The following is a 21,290-nucleotide window of genomic DNA, read 5'->3' as shown; positions in this document are numbered from 1 at the left end:
CTCCCGAAACGAAAACAGAATGAGACGTTCGGAATGTCGGAGCAAGCCGCTTCCGCTGTATCAGCGCCGGTCGAAGACCAGCCTCCCGAACTTGTCGGCGCACCGGCCCCGCGCGGGTTGCCGCCGCGCCGCTGGGCCTCGCGCCACACCTATGGCGCGATCGATCTCGGCACCAACAATTGCCGCCTGCTCATCGCCCGCCCGACCGACGAAGGCTTCACCGTCATCGACGCCTTCTCGCGCGTCGTCCGGATGGGCGAAGGCATGGCGACCTCGGGCAAGCTCTCCGAGGCGGCGATGGACCGCGCCGTCTCCGCGCTCTCGGTCTGCGCGGAAAAGCTCCGCCGGCGCCGGGTCAGCCTCGCCCGCTCGGTCGCCACAGAGGCCTGCCGGCGGGCGGTCAACGGGCGCCATTTCGTCGAGCGAGTCAGGCGCGAGACCGGAATCTGCCTCGAGATCATCGCGCCCGAAGAGGAAGCGCGGCTCGCAATGCTCGGCTGCCACCGGCTGCTCGAGCCGGGCGACGAGCCGGCGCTGATCTTCGACATCGGCGGCGGATCGACCGAATTGGTGCTGGTCGACACCGACGGCGGCGAGCCGAGGATCAAATGCTGGTGGAGCGCGCCCTGGGGCGTCGTCTCGCTGACCGAGAGCGAGGGCCGCACCTTCGCCACCGTCGCCGAGCGGCTCGCCGCCTACGGCCGGATGCGCGAGCGCGTACGCCACGCCTTCCGCCACTTCGTCGAGCTTCTGCCCAAGGGCCGAAAGGGCATTCGCCTGATGGGGACCAGCGGCACGGTCACGACCCTGGCCAGCGTCCACCTCGCGCTTCCGAGCTACGACCGCCGCCAGGTCGACGGCCTGATGATGCCGGCCTCGGCGATGCGCGAGATCAGCGCGACCCTTTCCGCGATGGATCATGCCGAGCGCGCGCAATTCCCGTGCATCGGCCACGAGCGGGCCGATCTGGTCGTCGCCGGCTGCGCGATCCTCGAGGCGATCATGGACATCTGGCCGGCCGAGACCCTGGGGGTCGCCGACCGCGGCATCCGCGAAGGGATCCTGCGCTCGCTCATGGCGAGGGACGGGCACCAGATATGAGCCGGTCGCCGACCGGCTCGGGCGGCGGCCTCAGGACCCGGGTCAAGACCGCCAAGGGCCGCAAGGTGGGTTCGACCCGCTGGCTCGAGCGGCAGCTCAACGACCCCTATGTGAAGCGCGCCAAGGCCGAAGGCTATCGCTCGCGCGCCGCCTACAAGCTGATCGAGCTCGACGAGCGTTTCGGCTTCCTCAAGGGCGCGAAGCGGGTGATCGACCTCGGCATCGCCCCGGGCGGGTGGACGCAGGTCGTGCGGCAGCGGCTGCCGCAGGCCGTGGTGGTCGGAATCGACCTGCTGCCGACCGACCCGATCGACGGCGCGACGATCCTGCAGATGGACTTCATGGACGATGCGGCCCCGGACGGGCTCAAGGAAGCGCTCGGCGGCCCGGCCGATCTCGTCCTTTCCGATATGGCGGCCAACACCGTCGGCCACCCGCAGACCGACCATCTGCGTACCATGGGCCTGGTCGAGGCCGCGCTCGACTTCGCCGGCGACGTTCTGCAGCCGGGCGGCGCGTTCGTCGCCAAGGTGCTCGCCGGCGGCGCTGACGCGGGCCTCGTCGCCCAGCTCAAGCGGCTGTTCACGACTGTGAAGCACGCCAAGCCGCCGGCCAGCCGCAAGGGCTCGAGCGAGTGGTACGTCGTCGCCCAGGGGTTCAAGGGGAGCCCTCAATAAGCGAGAGCCTGCCGCCGCGTCAGGGATGACTCTTGAATTGAGAGCAATCCGATCGATGCGAAAATCGGCCCGCTTAATGCTGACTCTAGGAGCGGCTCCCCCGCGCGGCGGCGATGGCCGCCTTGAGCGCGTCGTAGCCGACCGCGCCCTGAAGCACCTGATCGCCGACGACGAAGGTCGGAGTCCCGCTCGCCTCCATCGCCCGCGCGAGCTCGATGTTGCGGGCGAGCTCGGCTCGGGCGGCGGGGCTTTGCGCCTCGGCGCTGACGCCCGCCTCGGCCATCGCCTGCGCCAGCGTCGCCTGCGTCGGCCGGCCGAGCGCGAACAGGCGCGCATGGAACTGGCGGAAGCGGCCCTGGCGAGCGGCGGCCAGGCTGACGTTGGCGGCCGCCTCGCTGTTGGGGCCGAGCACCGGAAGCTCGCGCCAGACGACCTTGAGCCTCGGATCCTCGGCGATCAGCCGGTCGACGTCGGCATTGGTCTCGCGGCAATAGGGGCAGGCGTAATCGAAGAACTCGACCAGCACGACGTCGCCATCGGCCGCGCCCGCCCATGCGCCGTGATAGGGCGTCTCGAGCGCCGAACGGTGGCGCGAGACCGAGGCCGCCGCCTGCCGGTCCTGCGTGCGCTTCATCGCCTCAGGCAGGATCTCGCCGTGATTGAGCACGTAATCGCGCACGATCGCCTCGGTCGCCGCTCTGTCCGGGCCGCGCCAGGAATACCAGCCGGCCATGGCCGCGGCGCCGAGCGCAACGCCGCCGAGGATCGCGGCGAGGCTCGCCGCCCAGCCTCCCGGAAGGGCCGTCAATGGCCGCGCCGCTGGCGCTGATCGGCGGCGCGCGAGACCATCGCGATGTCCTGGGCGCGGAGATAGTCGGGCGTCCCGACCGGAAGGCCCATCAGCGCCTGCTCGGCGTTGACCAAAGCGAGGCTCGGCTGGCCTTCCAGGCTGTAGCGTTCCGCCGTCGCCAGCGCGGCGCGGGGCTGATCGCCCTCCCGGTCGTAGACGATGCCGAGCTGGTACCAGGCGAACGGGTTGTCGTTGTCGCGCGCGACGGCGAGCCGAAGCACGCGCTTCGCCTCCTCGAAATTGGCCGGGTCCTCGGTCGAGATGAGCGCGTGGCCGAATAGGGCGGCGATCAAGGGCTCGTTGGGGACGATCGAGACTGCCTCCCGAAGCGCTGCCAGCGCTTCCCTCGGATGGCCGGATTCGAGAAGGATCTGGCCCTTGAGCTCGAGGAAATAGGGATCGTGCGGCCGGGCGCGGATCAGCGCGTCCGCCTCCGCGTTCGCCTCGGCCGGATGAGCGCCGCGGTGATAGGCATAAGCGCGGGCATAATGGGCCGGGATCGTCTGGTCGGTGACCGGATAGCGGATCAGGACGCGCTGCGGATCGTCGACATAGCCCGAAAGCTTGGCGCGAACGCGCTGGAACCGCTCCTCGAGCGGCGCCGCGGTTTGCGCGGTCCAGGCGGGATCGGCCTCGTAGCGCTCCTGGAGCCGCTGGATCCGGTCCCCGCTGAGCGGGTGGGTCTGGGCATAGCCGTCAATCTCTCCCGGCGCGGCAATCCGGTATTCCAAATTCTCGATCCGGCGGAAGAAGGCGATCGAGCCGCGGCCGCTGATGCCGGCGCGTGAAAGGAAGGTCGCGCCGGCCTGATCCGCGGCATTTTCCTGGTCGCGGGTGAAGGCGAGGAAGCGGCCGAGGCCCGCCTGCTGGCCGGCCATGATCGCGGCCATGCCCGCCTCGCCGCCGCCGGCCGCGATCGCCGCGGCGCCGAGCAGGAGCGAGAGGATCATGATCCCGGTCGCCTGCTGGACGCCCTCGCCCGAACGGATGATGTGCCCGCCGGCAACGTGTCCCAGCTCGTGGGCGATCACGCCCTGGACCTCGTTGGCGTTCTCGGCCCGGGTGAACAGGCCGGAATGGACGTAGACGATCTGGCCCCCGGCGACGAAGGCGTTGATCGAATCGTCGTGGATGAGGACGATTCGGACATTCTCCGGCTGGAGGCCGGCGGCCAGGATCAGCGGCCGCGACATATCGCGAAGCAGCGATTCCGTCTCGGCATCGCGAAGGATCTGCTGGGCGAAAGCGGGCCGGGCCATGGCGGCGAAGCTCAACAGGACGAGCATGGCAAGGCGGACGGCGAACTGCCCAGCCTTCCCTTTCATCGCCCGCGCCTCAGCCATGGCCCGCTTCTTTCCCTCGTCGCATGAACCGCGGATGAAACCATCCCGCGGCCCGCCTCATTCCGCCGAGGCGCCGAACGTCCGCTGCCACCAGCCCCGCCGCGGCTCGCCATCTTCCTCCTCGGATTGAGCGGGAGGCGCGGCTTCGTCCGGCTTGGCGGCTGCCTTCCGGCGGCTGCGCGGCTTGGGCGCGGGCTCCTGGTCGTTGGCGGGCTCGGGGGCCGGCGCCTCCCCGGCCGCGGGCGCGGCTTCGGCGGGGGCCTCGGGCGACGCCTCGGGCGCTGCATCCGCCTTCTTGCGGCGTCCCGCGCGCTTCGGCTTGGCCTCGGACTCCGGAGCCGATTCGGCAACCGGCTCCGGCTGGGGCTCAGCGGCCGCCTCCACCGCAGGCTGCGGCTCGGCGGTGCTCTCTACCTGCTTGCGGGCGCGCGGGCGGCGGCGGGCCTTGCGCGGTTCCTCGCCCTCTTCGGCCGGCGCTTCGGGGGCGACCAGTTCCTCCGCCACAGGCGCGGCGCCCTCGGCGCTCGACTCCAGCGGCGCGGCGCCCTCCTCGCCCTCGGGACGATCCCGGCGGCGGCCGCCACGGCGCCCGCGGCGACGACGGCGGCGGCGAGCGCCTTCCTCGCTGCTTTCCTCGCGCTCGGGACGCTCGGCGCGCTCGCGGCGCGGGCGGGCTTCGACCGCTTCTTCTTCCTCTTCTTCTTCCTCCTCGATCTCGTTTTCTTCGTCGAGACTCTCCTCGTCGGCGTCCTGCTCCACGACCGGCAGCGGCCGCGGCCGCTGGGCGGGCGGCGGGCCGTGCGATTCGACCGCCATCCGAGCGCCTTCGAGGCTCTCGTCGATCAGCACCTCGATCATCACGCCGTAGCGCGATTCGACCTCGCCGATTTCGGCGCGCTTGCGGTTGAGCAGATAGACCGCCGCCTCGCGTCCGGCGCGAAGGACGATTCGCGAGCCGCGGCCGCGAGCAGCCTCCTCCTCGAGCATGCGCAGCGCCGAGAGGCCAGCGGACGAGGCCGTGCGCATCAGCCCGCTTCCGTCGCAATGCGGGCAGGGCCGGGTCGAGGCTTCGAGCACTCCGGTGCGCAGGCGCTGGCGGCTCATCTCCATCAGCCCGAACGAGCTGATCCGCCCGACCTGGATGCGGGCGCGGTCGTTCTTGAGCGCGTCCTTCATCGCTTTTTCGACCTTGCGGATATGGCCGCCCGATTCCATGTCGATGAAGTCGATCACGACGAGGCCGGCCATGTCGCGAAGGCGAAGCTGGCGGGCGATCTCGTGCGCCGCCTCGATGTTCGTCGCGTAGGCGGTCTGCTCGATATTGTGCTCGCGGGTCGAGCGCCCGGAATTGATGTCGATCGAAACCAGAGCCTCGGTCGGGTTGATCACGATATAGCCGCCGGACTTCAGCTGGACGACCGGCTGGTACATCGCGCTGAGCTCGTCCTCCGCCCCGTAGCGCTGGAACAAAGGCACCGGGTCGGCATAGTGGGTCACCCGCTTGACGTGGCTCGGCATCAGCAGCTTCATGAACGCCCTGGCGTCCTTGTAGCCACGCTCGCCCTCGACGATCACCTCGTCGATGTCCTTGTTGTAGATGTCGCGGATGGCGCGCTTGATGAGGTCGCTGTCCTGGTAGATCAGTGCCGGCGCCGAGGAATGAAGCGTCTTCTCGCGGATCTCGTCCCACAGGCGGGCGAGATAATCGAAGTCGCGCTTGATCTCGACCTTGGTGCGCGAAAGGCCGGCGGTGCGGACGATCAGGCCCATGCTCATCGGCAGGTTCAGATCGGCCATGATCTGCTTCAGGCGCTTGCGGTCGGCGCCGTTCGAGATCTTGCGGCTGATTCCGCCGCCATGGCTGGTGTTGGGCATCAGCACGCAATAGCGGCCGGCGAGGCTGAGGTAGGTGGTGAGCGCAGCGCCCTTGTTGCCGCGCTCTTCCTTGACGACCTGGACCAGCAGCACCTGACGGCGGCGGATCACGTCCTGGATCTTATAGCGGCGGCGCAGATTCTGGCGCTTGCGGCGCAGAGTCTCGGCGGCGCTCTCGTCGGAGCCGCCTTCGGCTTCCTCCGGCGGCTGAGCGCCTTCCTCGTCCTCGTCGCCTTCGATCTCCTCGGCGACGTCGATGCCGTCGATCGACTGCGCCGACATCGGCTCGTCGTCGACCTCGACGACGCTGTCGCCGTCGTCGCCGCCCGATTCATATTCGGCCGAGCGCAGCCGCTCTTCCTCGGCGGCGTGCTCCGCCTCCTCGCGCAGCAGCGCCTCGCGATCCTCCTTGGGGATCTGGTAATAATCGGGGTGGATTTCGGAAAAAGCGAGGAAGCCGTGGCGGTTGCCGCCGTAATCGACGAACGCCGCCTGAAGCGACGGTTCGACCCGCGTAACCTTGGCTAGATAGATATTTCCCTTGAGCTGCTTGTGCTCGGCGGATTCGAAATCAAATTCCTCGATCCGATTTCCCTTGATCACGGCCACCCGGGTCTCTTCCTGGTGGCGCGCGTCGATCAGCATGCGCATGGTCATTAAAATTACTCCACGCCCTGACCGCGACCCTGGGGCCCCCGTCAAAGCGACGCTTTGATGGGCTGTCCTGGCAGGCCGAATGGTGAAGGCGCTCGAAAATGGACGGCCGCGCGGGCGTTTCGGGCCGCGCGTCTAAGGTCCGGGTTGAAAATATGTTCGCGTCTGCTGTCTGGGCGAGTCCGGTCGCAAAAGCCGGCCTGAGCATCCCGCCCGGCATGCCGTCACTTACGAGGCGGCGAATGAGCCTGGGGGAGCGATACCACATACAGCGTCAACCTAGATGGCCGGCTGGGGCCGGCGAATTCCAATCGGGATCGATGGTGGGGGACAAAGCCCCTGCGTCCCGATCCGGTGCTGCTAGCATCTGAGGACCCCAGCGGCAACCGCGTGCGCCCATTTTTCTGTCATTCCGGCACAGGCACGAATTCGGGACCGACCCTTCGCCGGGGCGGGTTTCAGCCGTTTTTGCTGGACCCTTATGGTACGCCCGCGGCACAAAGCCTCGATGGAATGGCTCGTCACACTGCTTCTCGCGCTGTTCGGGACGGGCCTGTTTCCCGGCTCCGCGCCGGCCGGGGGCCCCGGGGGGGTGACGATCCCGCTCGATCCGCTCGCCGCCGACGAGCGCGGGCCGCTGCCCCGGGTCACCCCTGCGCGCGGCGACAATCCGCCGCTGGTGGTGATCGACGCCGGCCATGGCGGCCACGATCCCGGCGCCGCCTCGCCGTTCGTAGGACGGCCGGAAAAGGACATCACCCTGGCGCTCGCGCTGGCCATGCGCGACGCGCTCGCCGCGACCGGCCGAGTCCGCGTCGCTCTTACCCGCGAGGATGACAGCTATCGCGGGCTCGACGAGCGCTACCAGATCGCCCGGCGGCTCGACGCCGACCTGTTCATCTCGGTCCATGCCGACGCCGCCCCGCTGAACGACGCGGCGCGCGGGGCCACCGTCTACACCCTCTCCGAGGTCGCTTCGGACCGCCAGGCCGCTTTGCTCGCCAGCCAGCAGAACGCCTCCGAGCGTATCGCCGGGACTCCGCTCTCGGCCGACCCCGGGGTCAACATGATCCTGATCGACCTCGCCCAGCGCGAGGCGATGAACGTCTCGGCCGATTTCGCCCAGTTGCTCTACCGCGAGGCCGCCCCGGTCTTCCCCTTCCGCCCCGTGTGGCACCGCTTCGCCGCCTTCGTCGTTCTGAAGGCGCCCGACATGCCCTCGATCCTGTTCGAAAGCGGCTACCTCACCAACGAGACCGACGCCCGCTACATCGACTCCGCGGAAGGCCGCCGCCAGATCGCCGAGGGCATGCGCCGGGCGATCGAGGCCCATTTCGCGCGTCGGGCGATCGAGCGGAGGGGCGGGTAAATAGGGGTTCTCCCATTCCGCGTGGACAGAAAACGTGGCACGTATAAGAAGCGGGCGTGAACGAGCGCCAGATCAAGATACTCACCGGCTCACGTGCGGATAGCCGCATACTCGTGATGCAGCGTGCCGATGGGAATTATTCCTATCGCCTGCAACTCAATGACGGCGTGAGTTGGGGTCAGCATGGACCAGACTGCGGCATCTATGAGTCGGCTGAATCCGCCGAGACCGAGGCCCGCGCCAGAACCGATTGGCTTTCCTAGATTTCAACTGACCCACTACCTTAAATCACCCGCTCGAGATCGACCCACATCATCGCGTCGTCAAAGCGGACCGCGGTGGGCCTGGCCGAAATGGTCAGCAAGCCGCCTCCCGCCGCAGGAGGCCCGCTTCATCCAGCCGCCGCTGCAGGCTGTGAGCCGACAATTCCAACCGATTCGGCCAGGCGAGCGCGCCAGCCTCGATGAACGCGCGCGCGAAATAGGCAGTGCCGGCAAGCGGGCGGGTCAGGACCGTGTCGCGCGCGATCAGCGCCTTTGCCGACCAGATGCCGCTGCTGCCGTCGCTGAAGCCAAGCTCCAGCGCCGCCCCGCCTGCCGGCCGGATCGAAACGACCCTGATCATCGATATCGGCTCAGCCTCATCGAGCTATGCAACCTTCGCCGTCAGCTCCAGCCCCAGCGATTTCAGGGTGCGGATCACGGACGACAGGTCCGTCGCGCCAGTCAGCTGCTCGGAACTGTCCAGACCTTTGGCGCGAGCGACGTCGTTGAGCGCGGCGGCAACCAACTCCGGGTCGCCGTCCTCGAATATCGCTTCGAGATACGCGAGCACGGCCTCCGTACTGGCCAGATGGTCCGCGGCGTCCCACTTGGTGGTTTCGATGCCCATCATTCACCTTCCCACTGCGCGGCGATCTCGCGCGCCTTCGCAATATCGGCCCACTGACGCGATTTGTCACCTCCGGTCAGCAACAATAGGAGTGTCGCACCACGCTGGGTGAAGTAGACGCGATAGCCCGGCCCATAGTCGATCCGCAGCTCGCTGACACCTTCGCCGACCGACTTCGCATCGCCGAAATTTCCAACCGAGACCCGGCGAATACGAGCGAGAATGCGCGCCTTGGCACGCTCGTCGCGAAGGCCGGCAAACCAGCGGGCGTAGGTCGGTGTTTGCAGAACCGTCAGCGTCACGCTTCAGGGATTAGCCGATTTGCCGGATTCGGCCAGCCGCCCGTCAGCCTCAACTTTCGCCCGCACCGAACACTTTCCCCCTCCCCGCCCATCCGCTAGACCGGCGCCGGTATGAGTGCCGACCAGCCCGCCCAGCGCATCACCCTCCGCCGCACCGACAGCCGAATCGCCGGCGCCCGCGCCTTCGTGGGGCGCGCCTGGAAGCGGCGCTGGGTGCGCTGGCTGGCGATCCTCGCCGCCATCCCGGTGGTGCTCTACTTCATCCTCTGGCTGCTGTTCGCCCGCGGCCTGCCCTCGGCCGAGAGCCTGCTGAGCTACGAGCCGATCCTGCCGACCTACGTCCGCGACGTGAACGGCGCTCCGGTGCAGAGCTTCGCCCGCGAACGGCGAGTCCAGCTCGCCTACGAGGAATTCCCGGTCCCGCTGATCAACGCCTTCCTCGCGGCGGAGGACCGGACCTTCTTCTCGCACAGCGGAATCGACTATCCGGGCATGGTCGGCGCGGTCTGGGACTATGTCTCCAAGGCAGGGTCGGGCGAACGCGCGCGCGGCGGATCGACCATCACCCAGCAGGTCGCCAAGATCTTCTTCGTCGGCGACGAATATTCGGTGACCCGAAAGATCCGCGAAGCTTTCCTCGCCCGGCGAATCGAATCGGCGCTGTCGAAGGAGCAGATCCTCGAGCTCTACCTCAACCAGATCTTCCTCGGCCGGAACGCCTATGGCGTCCAGGCCGCCGCCAGGGCCTATTTCAACAAGGACGTCGGCCAGCTTTCGGTCGCCGAATGCGCCTTCCTCGCCATCCTTCCCAAATCGCCGTCCAACTATGATCCGGTCCGCCACCACGACCGCGCGCTGCAGCGGCGCAATTTCGTGCTGAACGAGATGCTCCGCAACAATTTCATCACCCGCGCGCAATATGACGAGGCGCTCGCCACGCCGATCGAGACGGCGCGCGGCACCGGGCAGGACATCACCCGCAATGTCGGCGGCTATTTCATGGAGGAAGTCCGCCGCAATTTGATCGAGCGCTACGGCGAGAGCGCGTCGCCCGATCACCCCAACAGCGTCTATGCCGGCGGCCTTTGGGTGCGGACCTCCTACAATCCCGACATGCAGCGCTCCGCCGAGGCGGCGCTTCGCGACGGCCTCGCCCGCTACGAGCGCGGCCGCGGCTGGCGCGATCCGGGCCTGACCATCGACATTTCGAGGGACTGGCGAAGCCAGCTCGCCGTCGCCCCGCTCGGCCCCGGCGCCTGGCGCTCGGCCGTCGTCCTGTCAAAGGAAGGTGGCAGCGCGACGCTCGGCTTCACCGACGGCTCGACCGGGCAAATGCCGGCAAGCCTCGCCTCGATGCCCCGGCGCGGCTCGGGAGGCTCCGCTTTCGACGCCCTGCGCCCCGGCGCGGTGATCGCCGTCGAGCAGGAAGGCGGCGGCGCCGGCAATGTTTGGGCGCTTCGCTCCATCCCCGAAATCTCGGGCGGGATGGTGGTCGAGGAGGTCGGCTCGGGCCGGGTCCTCGCGATGCAGGGCGGCTGGGACGTTCGCGGCGCGAACTTCAACCGCGCCACCCAGGCGCTGCGCCAGCCCGGATCGACGTTCAAGCCGATCGTCTATTCGGCGGCGCTCGACAACGGAATGACACCCGCCTCGATCATCATCGACGGCCCGTTCTGCACCAACCAGGGCACGCCGCAGCAGAAATGCTTCCGCAACTTCTCCGGCGGCTATGCCGGCCCGCAGACGATGCGCTGGGGCCTCGAACAGTCGCGCAACCTGATGACGGTGCGCACCGCCAACCAGATCGGAATGACCAACGTCGTTCGCCGCGCGCGCCAGATGGGAGTCGGCGACTACCGGCCCTATCTCGCCATCGCGCTGGGCGCCGGGGAGACGACCGTGTCGCGGATGGTCAACGCCTTCGCTACCTTCGCCAATCAGGGCCGGGCGATGACCCCGACGCTGATCGACTATATCCAGGACCGCCATGGGCGCGCGATCTGGCGGGCCGACACCCGTCCGTGCGAGGGCTGCAACGCGCCGGACTGGAACGGGCGGCCGATGCCTCGCCCGCCGCTTCGCACCCGCCAGGTTGTCGATCCGATGACCGCCTACCAGATCGTCCACATGCTCGAAGGCGTCGTCCAGCGCGGCACCGCCACCATATTGCGCGATCTCGGCCGGCCCCTGTTCGGCAAGACGGGGACGACCTCCGGCCCGACCAACGTCTGGTTCATCGGGGGATCGCAACAGATCGTCGCCGGGGTCTATATGGGCTTCGATCGGCCGCGGCCGATGGGCGGCTATGCCCAGGGCGGAACGCTCGCAGCGCCGATCTTCCGCCAGTTCGCGCGCGAATCGTTCGAAGGCATGCCGGTGATCCCGTTCCGTGCGCCCTACGGCGTCAGGATGGTGGCGATCGACCGGCGCTCCGGGCACCGCGCCTTCGGAATCTGGCCGGCGAACGATCCGCACGCCGCGGTGATCTGGGAAGCGTTCAAGCCCGAAAGCGAGCCGCGCCGCACCGCAACCCGCGAGGAGATGGCCCGCGCGGCTCCCCGCCGGGTCGCCGCCGCGACCGCCCGCACCGATCATCGCGACAGCGACTTCTTGCAAAGCGAGGGCGGCATCTATTAGGTCCGCGCCATCCTCGTCATTCCCGCGAAAGCGGGAATCCAGCTGCCTTCCGCCGAGATAGAAAAGCTGGATTCCCGCCTTCGCGGGAATGACGATTGAATTGGAGATTCAGTTCATGCGCGCCGAAGCGCAAGCCTCTATCGACCAGATCCGGTCGGCCCTCGCGCTCCTGCGCCGGTTCCTCGACTGGGACCGGGCGCTGAAGCGGCTTGAGGAGCTCAACGACAAGGTCGAGGATTCGACCCTATGGGACGATCCCAAGGCGGCGCAAATCGTCATGCGCGAGCGGCGCAGGCTCGAGGAAGCGATCGGCGCGACGCGAGCGATCGAGCGCGAGCTGGCCGACACGGTCGAGCTGATGGAGATGGCCGAGGCCGAGGGAGACGAAGGGCTGGTCGACGACGCGGTCAAGGCGCTCGCCGAGCTCGCCGACCGGTCGGAGAAGGACAAGGTCGCGGCGCTGCTCGCGGGCGAGGCCGACGCCAACGACACCTATATCGAGGTCAATGCAGGCGCCGGCGGCACAGAGAGCCAGGACTGGGCCGAGATGCTCCAGCGCATGTACACGCGCTGGGCCGAGCGCCACCGCTACAAGGTCGAGCTCATCGACTATCATGCCGGCGAGCAGGCCGGGATCAAGTCGGCGACCCTGCTGGTCAAGGGCGAGAATGCTTATGGCTATGCCAAGACCGAGAGCGGCGTTCACCGGCTGGTGCGGATCAGCCCCTATGACAGCAACGCGCGGCGCCACACGAGCTTTTCGAGCGTCTGGGTCTATCCGGTGGTCGACGAGAATATCGACATCGAGGTCAACGAGGGCGACCTCAGGATCGACACCTACCGCGCCTCGGGCGCCGGCGGGCAGCATATCAACACCACCGATTCGGCGGTGCGCATCACGCATTTGCCGACGGGCATCGTCGTCCAGTGCCAGAACCAGCGATCGCAGCACAAGAACCGCGCCGAGGCCTACAACCAGCTTCGCGCCCGGCTCTACGAGAACGAGCTGCGCAAGCGCGAAGTGGAGGCGAACGCCACCGCGGCGGCCAAGACCGACATCGGCTGGGGCCACCAGATCCGCTCCTACGTGCTGCAGCCCTACCAGCTGGTGAAGGATCTCAGGACGGGCGTCACCTCCACCGCGCCGGGCGACGTGCTCGACGGCGATCTCGACCGCTTCATGGCCGCCGCGCTCTCGCAGCGGGTCACCGGCGAGAAGGTCGAAGTGGAAGATGTCGATTAAACCGGCGCGCGCAGCACAATCTCTCCTCCCCCCTTGTGGGGGAGGCTTGGAGGGGGGTGCGGCCCGGCGGGCCGCGCGCGGCGGGGCCGCGCACCCCCACCCCCAACCCCTCCCCACAAGGGGGAGGGGCTTTAGGGTTGCGGCCTTGACCGTGCTCGTCCTGCTCGCTGCCTGCCGCCAGCAGCCGCAGGAGAAGGAATCGCCCTTCCCCGAGCCGCACCGGCCGGTCGCCCCGATCTCCTCGCGCTATCTGAACGAGGATTCCCGCGACAGCCTGGGCGAGTTCGCCACCGTGACCCGGCTCGCCGACGTGAGGCCGCGCATGTTCGTCGCCGACATCGGGGCCGGCGAGGGCTATTATACGGTGCGGCTCTCGCCTCTGGTCGGGCCGAAGGGGCGCGTGCTCGCCGAGGACATCGTGCCCGAGACGATCCGGGCGCTCGGCACCCGGATCAACCGCGAGCGGCTCGACAATGTCGCGATCCGCCTGGGCCAGGCGAACGACCCGCAGCTCCCCGCCGGCTCGTTCGACCGCGTCTTTCTGATTCACATGTACCATGAGATCGCGCGGCCATCCGAGTTCCTGTGGAACCTGCGCGCCGCGCTCAAGAGCGACGGGCGGGTGATCGTGGTCGACGCGGACCGGCCGACCGACCGCCACGGCACGCCTCAGCGCCTTCTGGTCTGCGAGTTCAACGCGCTCGGCTACGGCCTGACCCGCTTCGAGCGCCTGCCCGACAGCGAATCCTATTTCGCCCAGTTCGAGGCCCGCGCCCCCCGCCCCGAGCCGCGCGACATCCCCGCCTGCAATCCGTAGGTCCATCTGAAATCGAGCTTAAGCCGCTCATCCTGAGGAGGGAGGGACCGAGCTTGTCGAGGGCCCGTCTCGAAGGGCCGTCCTTCGAGACGCCGTTTCGACAAGCTCGCAAGTTTACCCTGAGCGCCTGCCTTGGCAGGCAGTCGAAGGGGCTCCTCAGGATGAGCGAGGTGGATACACTTCAAATTTCCCTTTGCCTAAAGCAGCCCCAACGCCCTGAAGCTGGTGCATTCGCCGCCGGCGAAGATGAGGTGGTCGTGGAGTTGGATGCCGAGTCGGGCCGCGACCTCGGCGAGCGCCCGGGTCGCCTCGATGTCCTCCGGGCTCGGCGTCGGGTCGCCGCTCGGATGGTTGTGGGCGACGATCAGGCCCGCCGCCTCCCGCTCCAGCGCCGCGCGGACGATCGCGCGCAGCGGCAGATCGCAGGACGGCCGCTCGTCGACCGCGATGGCGCGCCGATCGCCGTCGAGGTGGAGGATCGCAAGCTTTTCCGCCTCCGCCCCGGCGAAACAGGGCGCGAGCAGGCGTTCCGCGTCGCGGGCGGTGCCGATTTCCATCGGCGCTCCTTGGCACGCGCAATGGTCGAGGCGGCCCGAGATCGATCCGTTTCGATATCCATTTTGGATTGGAATTGAGCAGGCCGAGCGGCCATAGAATCCGCTTATGCAGCCCTATCTCGAACTCCTCCGGCGAATCCTGGACGAAGGCGTCCGGCAAGAAGACCGTACCGGCGTCGGCACTTATTCGGTATTCGGCCACCAGATGCGCTTCGACCTCTCTCGAGGCTTCCCACTGCTGACGACCAAGAAGCTCCATTTGCGGTCGATCCTGATCGAATTGCTCTGGTTCCTTCGCGGCGACACCAATGTCCGCTGGCTTCAGGAGCAGCGGGTCAGCATCTGGGACGAATGGGCGGACGAGGCGGGCGATCTCGGCCCGGTCTACGGCAAGCAATGGCGCCATTGGGAAGCGGCGGACGGCCGCGAGATCGACCAGATCGCGGGCCTCATCGACCTGATCAAGCGCGATCCCGCCTCGCGGCGCCAGATCGTCACCGCCTGGAACCCGGCCGAGCTCCACCTGATGGCGCTCGCCCCCTGTCACTGCCTGTTCCAGACCCAGGTCGCGGGCGGGCGGCTCAACCTCCAGCTCTACCAGCGCAGCGCCGACGTCTTCCTCGGCGCGCCGTTCAACATCGCCAGCTACGCCTTGCTCACCCACATGCTCGCCCAGCAATGCGGGCTCGAGCCGGGGACGTTCGTATGGACCGGCGGCGACTGCCACCTCTACTCCAACCATCTCGAGCAGGCGCGCGAGCAGCTGACTCGCGAACCCCGCCCGCTGCCGAAGCTGACGATGCTTCGGAGGCCCGAGGCGATCGACCAATACCGCTTCGAGGATTTCGAGATATCGGGCTACGATCCGCACCCGCACATCAAGGCCGAGGTCGCGGTTTGAGAGCGTGGGGAGCCACCGTGATTTTCCCTCCCCCCTTGTGGGGGAGGGCAGGGAGGGGGGTGCGGGCCTTCGGCCCGCGCGCGGCGAGGCCGCGCACCCCCACCCCCAACCCCTCCCCACAAGGGGGAGGGGCGGCGTGGTGCCGGTGAAAGAGACTCGAATCACCATGGTCGTTGCCCGGGCCGATAATGGCGTGATCGGCAGGGACGGCGGCCTTCCCTGGCGCCTCTCCGAAGATCTCAAGCACTTCAAACGGGTGACGATGGGCTCGGCGATGATCATGGGCCGGCGCACGTTCGAGAGCCTTCCCGGCCTCCTCCCCGGCCGCCGCCACATCGTGCTGACCCGCGATCGGGCCTGGCGCGCCGAGGGGGCCGAGATCGCACATTCGACGGAGGAGGCGCTGGCGCTGGCCGGGGACGAGCGCGTCTCGATCATCGGCGGCGCGGAGATCTTCGCCCTGTTCGAGCCGTTGGCCGAGGCCATCGAACTGACCGAGGTCCGCGGCGCGCCCGACGGCGACACGTTCATGCCCCCGTTCGACACCGCACGTTGGCGGGAAGCGGCGCGCGAGGATCACGACGGCTACAGCTTCGTCCATCTCCTGAAGAAATAGGGGTTCGCGCGCGACAGCCGGGGGCTGATTGAAGGTCGCGAGCGGCTTCCCTATAGCCTCCGCATGGAGCGCCTGGACGGGAGCTCGGCGGTTCCCGCCCCGCTTCGCGGTGGCATCGTCGCGCTCGGAAATTTCGATGGATTTCACGAAGGCCACCAGGCCGTGGTGGGGCGCGCCGTGTCGCGCGCCCGGGCCGAGGGGCGTCCGGTGCTCGTCGCCACGTTCGACCCGCACCCGGTGCGCTTCTTCAAGCCCGATTTGCCGCCCTTTCGACTGACCACGCTCGACCAGCGCGAGCGCCTGTTCGGCGCGGCGGGGGCGGACGCGATGCTGGTCTTCCACTTCGGTCCCGAGCTTGCCTCGGTCGACGCCTCCGATTTCGTCACCGACCATCTGGTCAGCCGGATCGGCGCGGCCGGGGTGGTGACCGGCGAGGATTTCACCTTCGGCAAGGGCCGCGGCGGCAATGTCGAGGTGCTGAAGCTGCTTGGCCAGGCCAACCGGATCTCCGTCGATTCGGTCGCGCCCGTGGTCGGCGAAGACGGCGAGCCGGTCTCATCGAGCCGGGTCCGCGAGGCGCTTCGGGCGGGCGATTGCGAAACCGCGGCGCGCCTGCTCACCCGCCCGTTCGCGATCGAGGGCATGGTCGAGCATGGCGACAAGCGCGGCCGCGAGCTCGGCTTTCCCACCGCCAACATTACCCTGGGCAAATATCAGCGCCCACGCTTCGGCGTCTATGCGGTGCGCGGGCGGCTGCCCGACGGCCGCCTGCTGGACGGCGTGGCCAATCTCGGTACGCGACCGATGTTCGACGGGAAGGAATTGCTCGAGCCCTGGTTCTTCGGCTTCGACGAGGACCTTTACGATCAGCGCCTCGAAATCGAATTGATCTCCTTCATCCGCGACGAGCAGACGTTCGACGATGTCGAAGGCCTCAAGGCCCAGATCGGGCGCGACGCCGAGGCGGCCAAAGCGAGGCTCGCCGCTTGAGGCCGTCGCGGATCGCATTGCTGCTCGTCGCGGCCGCGGCCGTCGCGCTGTCGCTTTGGAACGCGTCCTGGACCGCGTCCAAGCCGCCCGGCGTGCTGAGGGTCGTCGCGCACCGCGGCATCGCCCAGCCGGAGGAGCTTTCCCCCGCCGACGGCTGCGGCGCCCGGCACATGCGCGTCTCCGGCCATAATTTCATCGAGAACACGATCTTCTCGATGCAGAACGCGGTCCGCTTCGGCGCCGGAGCACTGATGCTCGACGTCCATACCAGCGCGGACGGCCGGGCGATGATCTTCCGCGATTCCGACCTCGGCTGCCGAACCGACGGCAACGGCCGGATCGCGGATCGCCCGTTCGCCTACCTGCGCGGGCTGGACGTCGGCTACGGCTACACAGCGGATGGAGGGCGCACCTTTCCGCTCCGCGGCCGCGGCGTCGGCGGAATGCCGGTCGTCGAGGAGGTGCTTCGCGGCGTTCCGGACAGAATCCTGATCTTCAGCCTCTCCGAGCCGCGGGACGCGGACGCCCTCGTCGCGGCCTTCGCCCGGGCCGGCGTTGCGATCGCCGACACCCACGGCTTTGCCGGCCCTCCCGAGGCGCTGGCGCGGCTTCGGCAGCTGACCCAGGCGGGCTGGCTGCTCGACACCCGGGCGAGCGATGCCTGCCTCTCCGGCTACCGTGCCTGGGGCTGGATCGGCCAGGTGCCGGACTCGTGCCGCGGTACGACATTGATCCTGCCCCGGCGCGGCGAATGGACGATGTGGGGCTGGCCCTACCGCTTCTTCGCCAGGATGAGCGGCGGCGGCGCGCGCCTGTTCATCGCCGGCGATTCCCCCGGCGGCCGCCTCGCCGGCCTCACCGAGGCCGAGCAGCTCGGCGACGTGCCCCACGACTTTCACGGCCTTTTGCTGATCGAGGACATGCACGCGGTCGGCCGCGCGCTCGTGCGCTAGCATTCCTCCGCCGCGCTCGCTAAGTCCGCCCGCAATGTCCGAAAAGCCCGATTACCGCTCGACCGTCTTCCTGCCGAAGACGGATTTCCCGATGAAAGCCGGCCTCGCGCAGAAGGAGCCGGCGATCCTCGCGCGCTGGGCGGAGACGAAGCTCTACGAGCAGCTGCGGGGCGTCCGCAAAGGGCGGAAACGCTTCATCCTCCACGACGGCCCGCCCTACGCCAATGGCGACATCCACATGGGCCATGCGATGAACAAGATCCTCAAGGACATCGTCGTTCGGTCGCAGTCGCTGCTCGGCAAGGACGCGCCCTACGTTCCCGGCTGGGACTGCCACGGCCTTCCGATCGAATGGAAGGTCGAGGAGCAGTATCGCAAGAAGAAGCTCGACAAGGACGAGGTGCCGACCGCCCAGTTCCGCGCCGAATGCCGGGCCTATGCGGAAAAGTGGGTGAATATTCAGTCCGGGCAGTTCCAGCGGCTCGGGGTCCAGGGCGAGTGGGACGATCCCTACCTCACCATGAAGCACGAGGCCGAGGCGAAGATCGTCGAGGAACTGCTGAGTTTCGCCGAGAGCGGCCAGCTCTACCGCGGCGCCAAGCCGGTGATGTGGTCGCCGGTCGAGAAGACGGCGCTGGCCGAGGCCGAGGTGGAATATGAGGAGATCGTCTCGACGCAGATCGACGTGGCGTTCGAGATCGTCGAGAGCCCAATCAAGGAGTTGGTCGGCGCCCACGCGGTGGTCTGGACCACAACGCCGTGGACGATCCCGGTGAACCAGGCGATCGCCTATGGGTCAGAGGTCGAATATGTGGCGATGGCCGGGACTCAGTTGAAGCTGATCGACACATCGGTTCCCCCTTTCTCAGAGAACTTGGAGACGGTGTGGGATGGCATAATTTTGGTGGCCGGATCGCTTCTCGACGAGTTCCGAGGCAGGGCAGCTTTTCAAGCTATGAGCTTGAAGCCGATCTGGCAGGGCAAGGGCTCCGACCTCGCCGGAACCGTCGCCCGCCACCCGATGCACCATCTCGGCGGCTTCTTCGCCCGCCCACGTCCCTTCCTCCCGGCCGAGCATGTCACCACCGACGCCGGTACCGGGCTCGTCCACATGGCGCCCGACCATGGCGAGGAGGATTTCCTGGTCTGCAAGGCGGCGGGGATCGATCCGGTGTTCGCGGTCGACGACGGCGGCTTCTACCGGGCGGACTGGGAGTGGCTCGGCGGCCAGGGGAGCGTGATCAACGCCAAGTTCAATGCGCCGGAGGGGCCGATCTGCACCGACCTGCGCGAGGCCGGCGCGCTGCTCGCCGCCAGCGCGGATTTCCAGCACAGCTATCCGCATTCGTGGCGCTCCAAGGCCAAGGTCATCTACCGCTGCACCCCGCAATGGTTCATTCCGATGGACCGCGATTTCTCCTCCCCCCTTGTGGGGGAGGGCAGGGAGGGGGGTGCGGCTGCGGAGCAGCCGCGCGCTCCGGAGGAGCGCACCCCCACCCCAACCCCTCCCCACAAGGGGGAGGGGCTAAGGGCCACCGCCCTCGCCGCGATCGATGACACGCGCTGGGTCCCCGAGAAGTCGAAGAACCGCATCCGCGCCATGGTCGAGGGACGCCCCGATTGGGTGATCAGCCGCCAGCGCGCCTGGGGCGTTCCGATCGCGCTCTACGTGAACCGCAAGACCGGCGAGTATCTGAAGGACCCGGCGGTCAATTCGCGGATCATCCGCGCCTTCCACGAGGGCGGGGCCGACGCCTGGTTCGACGCCGATCATCAGGCCCTGCTCGGCAACGGCTACAAGCTCGAGGATTACGAGCCGCAGAAGGACATTCTCGACGTCTGGTTCGATTCGGGCGCGACCCACAGCTACGTGATCGAGGCGCGCTATGGCGAAGGCGTTCGCGCCGACCTCTATGTCGAAGGCTCCGACCAGCATCGCGGCTGGTTCCAGTCGAGCCTGCTCGAATCCTCCGGGACCCGCGGCCGCGCGCCCTACGACGCGGTGCTGACCCACGGCTTCGCGCTCGACCAGAACATGCGCAAGATGTCGAAGAGCCTCGGCAACGTCGTCGATCCGCTGGCGATCATCCGCGACAACGGCGCCGACATCCTGCGGCTGTGGGTCGCCTCGACCGACTATTTCGAGGACGTCAGGATCGGCAAGGAGGTGCTCGCCACCACCACCGACGCCTATCGCAAGCTCAGGAACACCTTCCGCTACCTGCTCGGGGCGCTCGACGGTTTTTCGGCCGACGAGGCGGTGAAGGCGGCGGACATGCCCGAGCTGGAGCGCTGGGTGCTCCACCGCCTCGCCGCGCTCGACGCGGAGCTGAAGGAGGCGGCCGAGGGCTTCGAGTTCAACCGCTACGCGCGGGCGATCGCGACCTTCGCCAACGACGACCTCTCCGCCTTCTTCTTCGATATCCGCAAGGACAGCCTCTATTGCGACGCGCCGACCAATCCGAAGCGGCGCGCCTACCGGACCGTGCTCGATCACGTCTTCCAGGCGCTGGTCCGGTGGATCAGCCCGATCCTCTGCTTCACCGCCGAAGAGGTATGGGCGACGCGCTATCCGGAAGGCGGTTCCGTCCACCTGCTCGAATGGCCCGCGGTCGATCCTGCGTGGAAGGACGAGGCGCTCGGCGGCAAATGGGACATCATCCGCGAGACCCGCGAACGAGTCACCGAATGCATCGAGCCGCTCAGGCGCGACAAGGTCATCGGCTCCAGCCTCGAGGCGCGCGTGGTCTTTCCCGAATCGGAACTGGGCCTGACCCGCGCCGAGCCGGCCGACCTTGCGGAAATCTACATCGTGTCCGAAGTGGTGCGGGGCGAGGGCGAGGGGATCGAGGTGACTCGAAGCGAGAACGAGAAATGCGGCCGCTGCTGGCGGCTGCTTCCGGAGGTCGCCGAGGATGGCGGCCTGTGCGCGCGCTGCGAGGACGTGGTCAATGGCTGAGGCCCGGATCGAAATGGCGGCGATGCGCTCGGGCGCCCTGCCCGAGCAGCTTCGGCTCAAGCGCAACCGCGCCTTCGCGACGGTCGTCGCCTTTCTCGTCTTCGCACTCGACCAGGCCTCCAAATGGGTCGTGACCTATCCGCTCCAGCTCCAGTTCCGGCGCGAAATCCAGCTCTTCGATTTCTTCGACCTTCGATGGGTGGAGAATAAGGGCGTGTCGCTCGGCCTGCTCACGGCCGACAGCGAGCTCGGCCGTTGGCTGCTGGTGGCGATGACCGCGGGGATCGCGATCTTCGTTACCGCCTGGCTGTGGCGGGAGAAGCGCCGCGACGATTCGTTCGCGCTGGCGCTCGTGCTCGGCGGCGCGCTCGGCAACATCGTCGATCGCGTCCGCTACGGCTATGTGGTCGACTTCGCCGACCTCCACTTCGGCGAATGGCGGCCCTTTTTGGTCTTCAATGTCGGCGACGCGGCGATTACCGTCGGCGTGTTGCTTTTGCTTGTCCGCGCGCTCCTGATGCGCGATGGACGGGCGAAGAAGAAGGAATCCTGATC

Annotated in this window: 20 protein-coding genes; 13 read left to right on the top strand and 7 right to left on the bottom strand. The window is 68.0% G+C overall.

The window, feature by feature from the left end; genetic code table 11:
* Positions 1–33: 33 nt before the first annotated feature.
* Both E6G92_00915 and E6G92_00910 read left to right on the top strand, forming a co-directional pair.
* Positions 34–1,101: a Ppx/GppA family phosphatase gene (locus tag E6G92_00915; protein ID TMJ18445.1), complete on the top strand. Its 1,068-nt coding sequence runs from the start codon at positions 34–36 to the stop codon at positions 1,099–1,101.
* A complete protein-coding gene (locus E6G92_00910) occupies positions 1,098–1,778 on the top strand; it encodes an RlmE family RNA methyltransferase (protein TMJ18444.1) in 681 nt (226 codons plus the stop codon). Before E6G92_00915 ends, E6G92_00910 begins: the two co-directional genes overlap by 4 nt.
* An 85-nt stretch (positions 1,779–1,863) precedes the next feature.
* On the opposite strand, the gene E6G92_00905 is transcribed toward E6G92_00910, so the two are convergent.
* The 3 genes from E6G92_00905 to E6G92_00895 form a co-directional block, all read right to left on the bottom strand.
* Complete coding sequence (locus tag E6G92_00905) at positions 1,864–2,511, bottom strand: DsbA family protein (protein TMJ20642.1); 648 nt, start codon at positions 2,509–2,511, stop codon at positions 1,864–1,866.
* 71 nt (positions 2,512–2,582) lie between these two features.
* Positions 2,583–3,953: a tetratricopeptide repeat protein gene (locus tag E6G92_00900; GenBank protein ID TMJ18443.1), complete on the bottom strand. Its 1,371-nt coding sequence runs from the start codon at positions 3,951–3,953 to the stop codon at positions 2,583–2,585.
* Between the two features lie 75 nt (positions 3,954–4,028).
* Positions 4,029–6,491 carry an Rne/Rng family ribonuclease gene (locus tag E6G92_00895; protein TMJ20641.1) on the bottom strand — a complete coding sequence of 821 codons (2,463 nt, stop codon included), beginning with the start codon at positions 6,489–6,491 and terminating at the stop codon, positions 4,029–4,031.
* 490 nt (positions 6,492–6,981) lie between these two features.
* Here E6G92_00895 and E6G92_00890 point away from each other — a divergent pair, with 490 nt between their 5' ends.
* Entirely contained in the window at positions 6,982–7,869 is an 888-nt protein-coding gene (locus E6G92_00890) for an N-acetylmuramoyl-L-alanine amidase (GenBank protein TMJ18442.1), read from the top strand.
* A 56-nt stretch (positions 7,870–7,925) separates the two neighbouring features.
* Complete coding sequence (locus tag E6G92_00885; GenBank protein TMJ18441.1) at positions 7,926–8,132, top strand: hypothetical protein; 207 nt, start codon at positions 7,926–7,928, stop codon at positions 8,130–8,132.
* 94 nt (positions 8,133–8,226) lie between these two features.
* On the opposite strand, the gene E6G92_00880 is transcribed toward E6G92_00885, so the two are convergent.
* From E6G92_00880 to E6G92_00870, 3 genes are read right to left on the bottom strand one after another with little or no spacing between them, the layout of a single operon-like run.
* Positions 8,227–8,493, bottom strand: coding sequence for a DUF971 domain-containing protein (locus tag E6G92_00880; GenBank protein TMJ18440.1), 267 nt, complete (start codon positions 8,491–8,493; stop codon positions 8,227–8,229).
* Positions 8,494–8,517: 24 nt separating this feature from the next.
* The gene (locus E6G92_00875; GenBank protein TMJ18439.1) at positions 8,518–8,763 is read right to left on the bottom strand and encodes a hypothetical protein; all 246 of its coding nucleotides are present in this window, start codon (positions 8,761–8,763) and stop codon (positions 8,518–8,520) included.
* Positions 8,760–9,056 carry a type II toxin-antitoxin system RelE/ParE family toxin gene (locus E6G92_00870; GenBank protein ID TMJ20640.1) on the bottom strand — a complete coding sequence of 99 codons (297 nt, stop codon included), beginning with the start codon at positions 9,054–9,056 and terminating at the stop codon, positions 8,760–8,762. The genes E6G92_00875 and E6G92_00870 overlap by 4 nt, the downstream gene beginning before the upstream one ends.
* Before the next feature lie 117 nt (positions 9,057–9,173).
* On the opposite strand from E6G92_00870, the gene E6G92_00865 reads away from it, so the two are divergent.
* The 3 genes from E6G92_00865 (at position 9,174) to E6G92_00855 (ending at position 13,759) form a co-directional block, all read left to right on the top strand.
* Positions 9,174–11,699: a PBP1A family penicillin-binding protein gene (locus tag E6G92_00865; GenBank protein ID TMJ18438.1), complete on the top strand. Its 2,526-nt coding sequence runs from the start codon at positions 9,174–9,176 to the stop codon at positions 11,697–11,699.
* A gap of 115 nt (positions 11,700–11,814) precedes the next feature.
* Complete coding sequence (locus tag E6G92_00860; protein ID TMJ20639.1) at positions 11,815–12,942, top strand: peptide chain release factor 2; 1,128 nt, start codon at positions 11,815–11,817, stop codon at positions 12,940–12,942.
* Positions 12,932–13,759, top strand: a complete 828-nt coding sequence (locus E6G92_00855) for a methyltransferase domain-containing protein (GenBank protein TMJ18437.1) — start codon at positions 12,932–12,934, stop codon at positions 13,757–13,759. Before E6G92_00860 ends, E6G92_00855 begins: the two co-directional genes overlap by 11 nt.
* A gap of 197 nt (positions 13,760–13,956) precedes the next feature.
* Here the strand turns inward: E6G92_00855 and E6G92_00850 are convergent, their stop codons facing one another.
* Positions 13,957–14,316, bottom strand: coding sequence for a hypothetical protein (locus E6G92_00850; GenBank protein TMJ18436.1), 360 nt, complete (start codon positions 14,314–14,316; stop codon positions 13,957–13,959).
* A gap of 106 nt (positions 14,317–14,422) precedes the next feature.
* Here E6G92_00850 and E6G92_00845 point away from each other — a divergent pair, with 106 nt between their 5' ends.
* The 6 genes from E6G92_00845 (at position 14,423) to lspA (ending at position 21,288) form a co-directional block, all read left to right on the top strand.
* On the top strand, positions 14,423–15,217 hold the full coding sequence (locus E6G92_00845) for a thymidylate synthase (GenBank protein ID TMJ18435.1): 795 nt from the start codon (positions 14,423–14,425) through the stop codon (positions 15,215–15,217).
* A gap of 166 nt (positions 15,218–15,383) precedes the next feature.
* Positions 15,384–15,833 (top strand): dihydrofolate reductase, encoded by a 450-nt coding sequence (locus tag E6G92_00840; GenBank protein TMJ20638.1) that lies wholly within the window; start codon positions 15,384–15,386, stop codon positions 15,831–15,833.
* 63 nt (positions 15,834–15,896) lie between these two features.
* Complete coding sequence (locus E6G92_00835; protein TMJ18434.1) at positions 15,897–16,823, top strand: bifunctional riboflavin kinase/FAD synthetase; 927 nt, start codon at positions 15,897–15,899, stop codon at positions 16,821–16,823.
* On the top strand, positions 16,820–17,776 hold the full coding sequence (locus E6G92_00830; protein TMJ18433.1) for a hypothetical protein: 957 nt from the start codon (positions 16,820–16,822) through the stop codon (positions 17,774–17,776). The genes E6G92_00835 and E6G92_00830 overlap by 4 nt, the downstream gene beginning before the upstream one ends.
* Positions 17,777–17,810: 34 nt before the next feature.
* On the top strand, positions 17,811–20,735 hold the full coding sequence (gene ileS / locus E6G92_00825) for an isoleucine--tRNA ligase (protein TMJ18432.1): 2,925 nt from the start codon (positions 17,811–17,813) through the stop codon (positions 20,733–20,735).
* 22 nt (positions 20,736–20,757) lie between these two features.
* A complete protein-coding gene (gene lspA, locus E6G92_00820) occupies positions 20,758–21,288 on the top strand; it encodes a signal peptidase II (protein TMJ20637.1) in 531 nt (176 codons plus the stop codon).
* Positions 21,289–21,290: the final 2 nt, after the last annotated feature.

Source organism: Alphaproteobacteria bacterium (assembly GCA_005883305.1).
Taxonomy (GTDB): domain Bacteria; phylum Pseudomonadota; class Alphaproteobacteria; order Sphingomonadales; family Sphingomonadaceae; genus Allosphingosinicella.
This window is presented reverse-complemented; position numbering and strand designations above follow the sequence as displayed.

Coding starts and splice junctions, on each gene's coding strand:
- E6G92_00915 (TMJ18445.1), top strand. CDS start 34: ATGTCGGAGCAAGCCGCTTCCGCTGTATCAGCGCCGGTCGAAGACCAG.
- E6G92_00910 (TMJ18444.1), top strand. CDS start 1,098: ATGAGCCGGTCGCCGACCGGCTCGGGCGGCGGCCTCAGGACCCGGGTC.
- E6G92_00905 (TMJ20642.1), bottom strand. CDS start 2,511: ATGGCCGGCTGGTATTCCTGGCGCGGCCCGGACAGAGCGGCGACCGAG.
- E6G92_00900 (TMJ18443.1), bottom strand. CDS start 3,953: ATGAAAGGGAAGGCTGGGCAGTTCGCCGTCCGCCTTGCCATGCTCGTC.
- E6G92_00895 (TMJ20641.1), bottom strand. CDS start 6,491: ATGCTGATCGACGCGCGCCACCAGGAAGAGACCCGGGTGGCCGTGATC.
- E6G92_00890 (TMJ18442.1), top strand. CDS start 6,982: ATGGTACGCCCGCGGCACAAAGCCTCGATGGAATGGCTCGTCACACTG.
- E6G92_00880 (TMJ18440.1), bottom strand. CDS start 8,493: ATGATCAGGGTCGTTTCGATCCGGCCGGCAGGCGGGGCGGCGCTGGAG.
- E6G92_00875 (TMJ18439.1), bottom strand. CDS start 8,763: ATGATGGGCATCGAAACCACCAAGTGGGACGCCGCGGACCATCTGGCC.
- E6G92_00865 (TMJ18438.1), top strand. CDS start 9,174: ATGAGTGCCGACCAGCCCGCCCAGCGCATCACCCTCCGCCGCACCGAC.
- E6G92_00860 (TMJ20639.1), top strand. CDS start 11,815: ATGCGCGCCGAAGCGCAAGCCTCTATCGACCAGATCCGGTCGGCCCTC.
- E6G92_00855 (TMJ18437.1), top strand. CDS start 12,932: ATGTCGATTAAACCGGCGCGCGCAGCACAATCTCTCCTCCCCCCTTGT.
- E6G92_00850 (TMJ18436.1), bottom strand. CDS start 14,316: ATGGAAATCGGCACCGCCCGCGACGCGGAACGCCTGCTCGCGCCCTGT.
- E6G92_00845 (TMJ18435.1), top strand. CDS start 14,423: ATGCAGCCCTATCTCGAACTCCTCCGGCGAATCCTGGACGAAGGCGTC.
- E6G92_00840 (TMJ20638.1), top strand. CDS start 15,384: ATGGTCGTTGCCCGGGCCGATAATGGCGTGATCGGCAGGGACGGCGGC.
- E6G92_00835 (TMJ18434.1), top strand. CDS start 15,897: ATGGAGCGCCTGGACGGGAGCTCGGCGGTTCCCGCCCCGCTTCGCGGT.
- ileS (TMJ18432.1), top strand. CDS start 17,811: ATGTCCGAAAAGCCCGATTACCGCTCGACCGTCTTCCTGCCGAAGACG.
- lspA (TMJ20637.1), top strand. CDS start 20,758: ATGCGCTCGGGCGCCCTGCCCGAGCAGCTTCGGCTCAAGCGCAACCGC.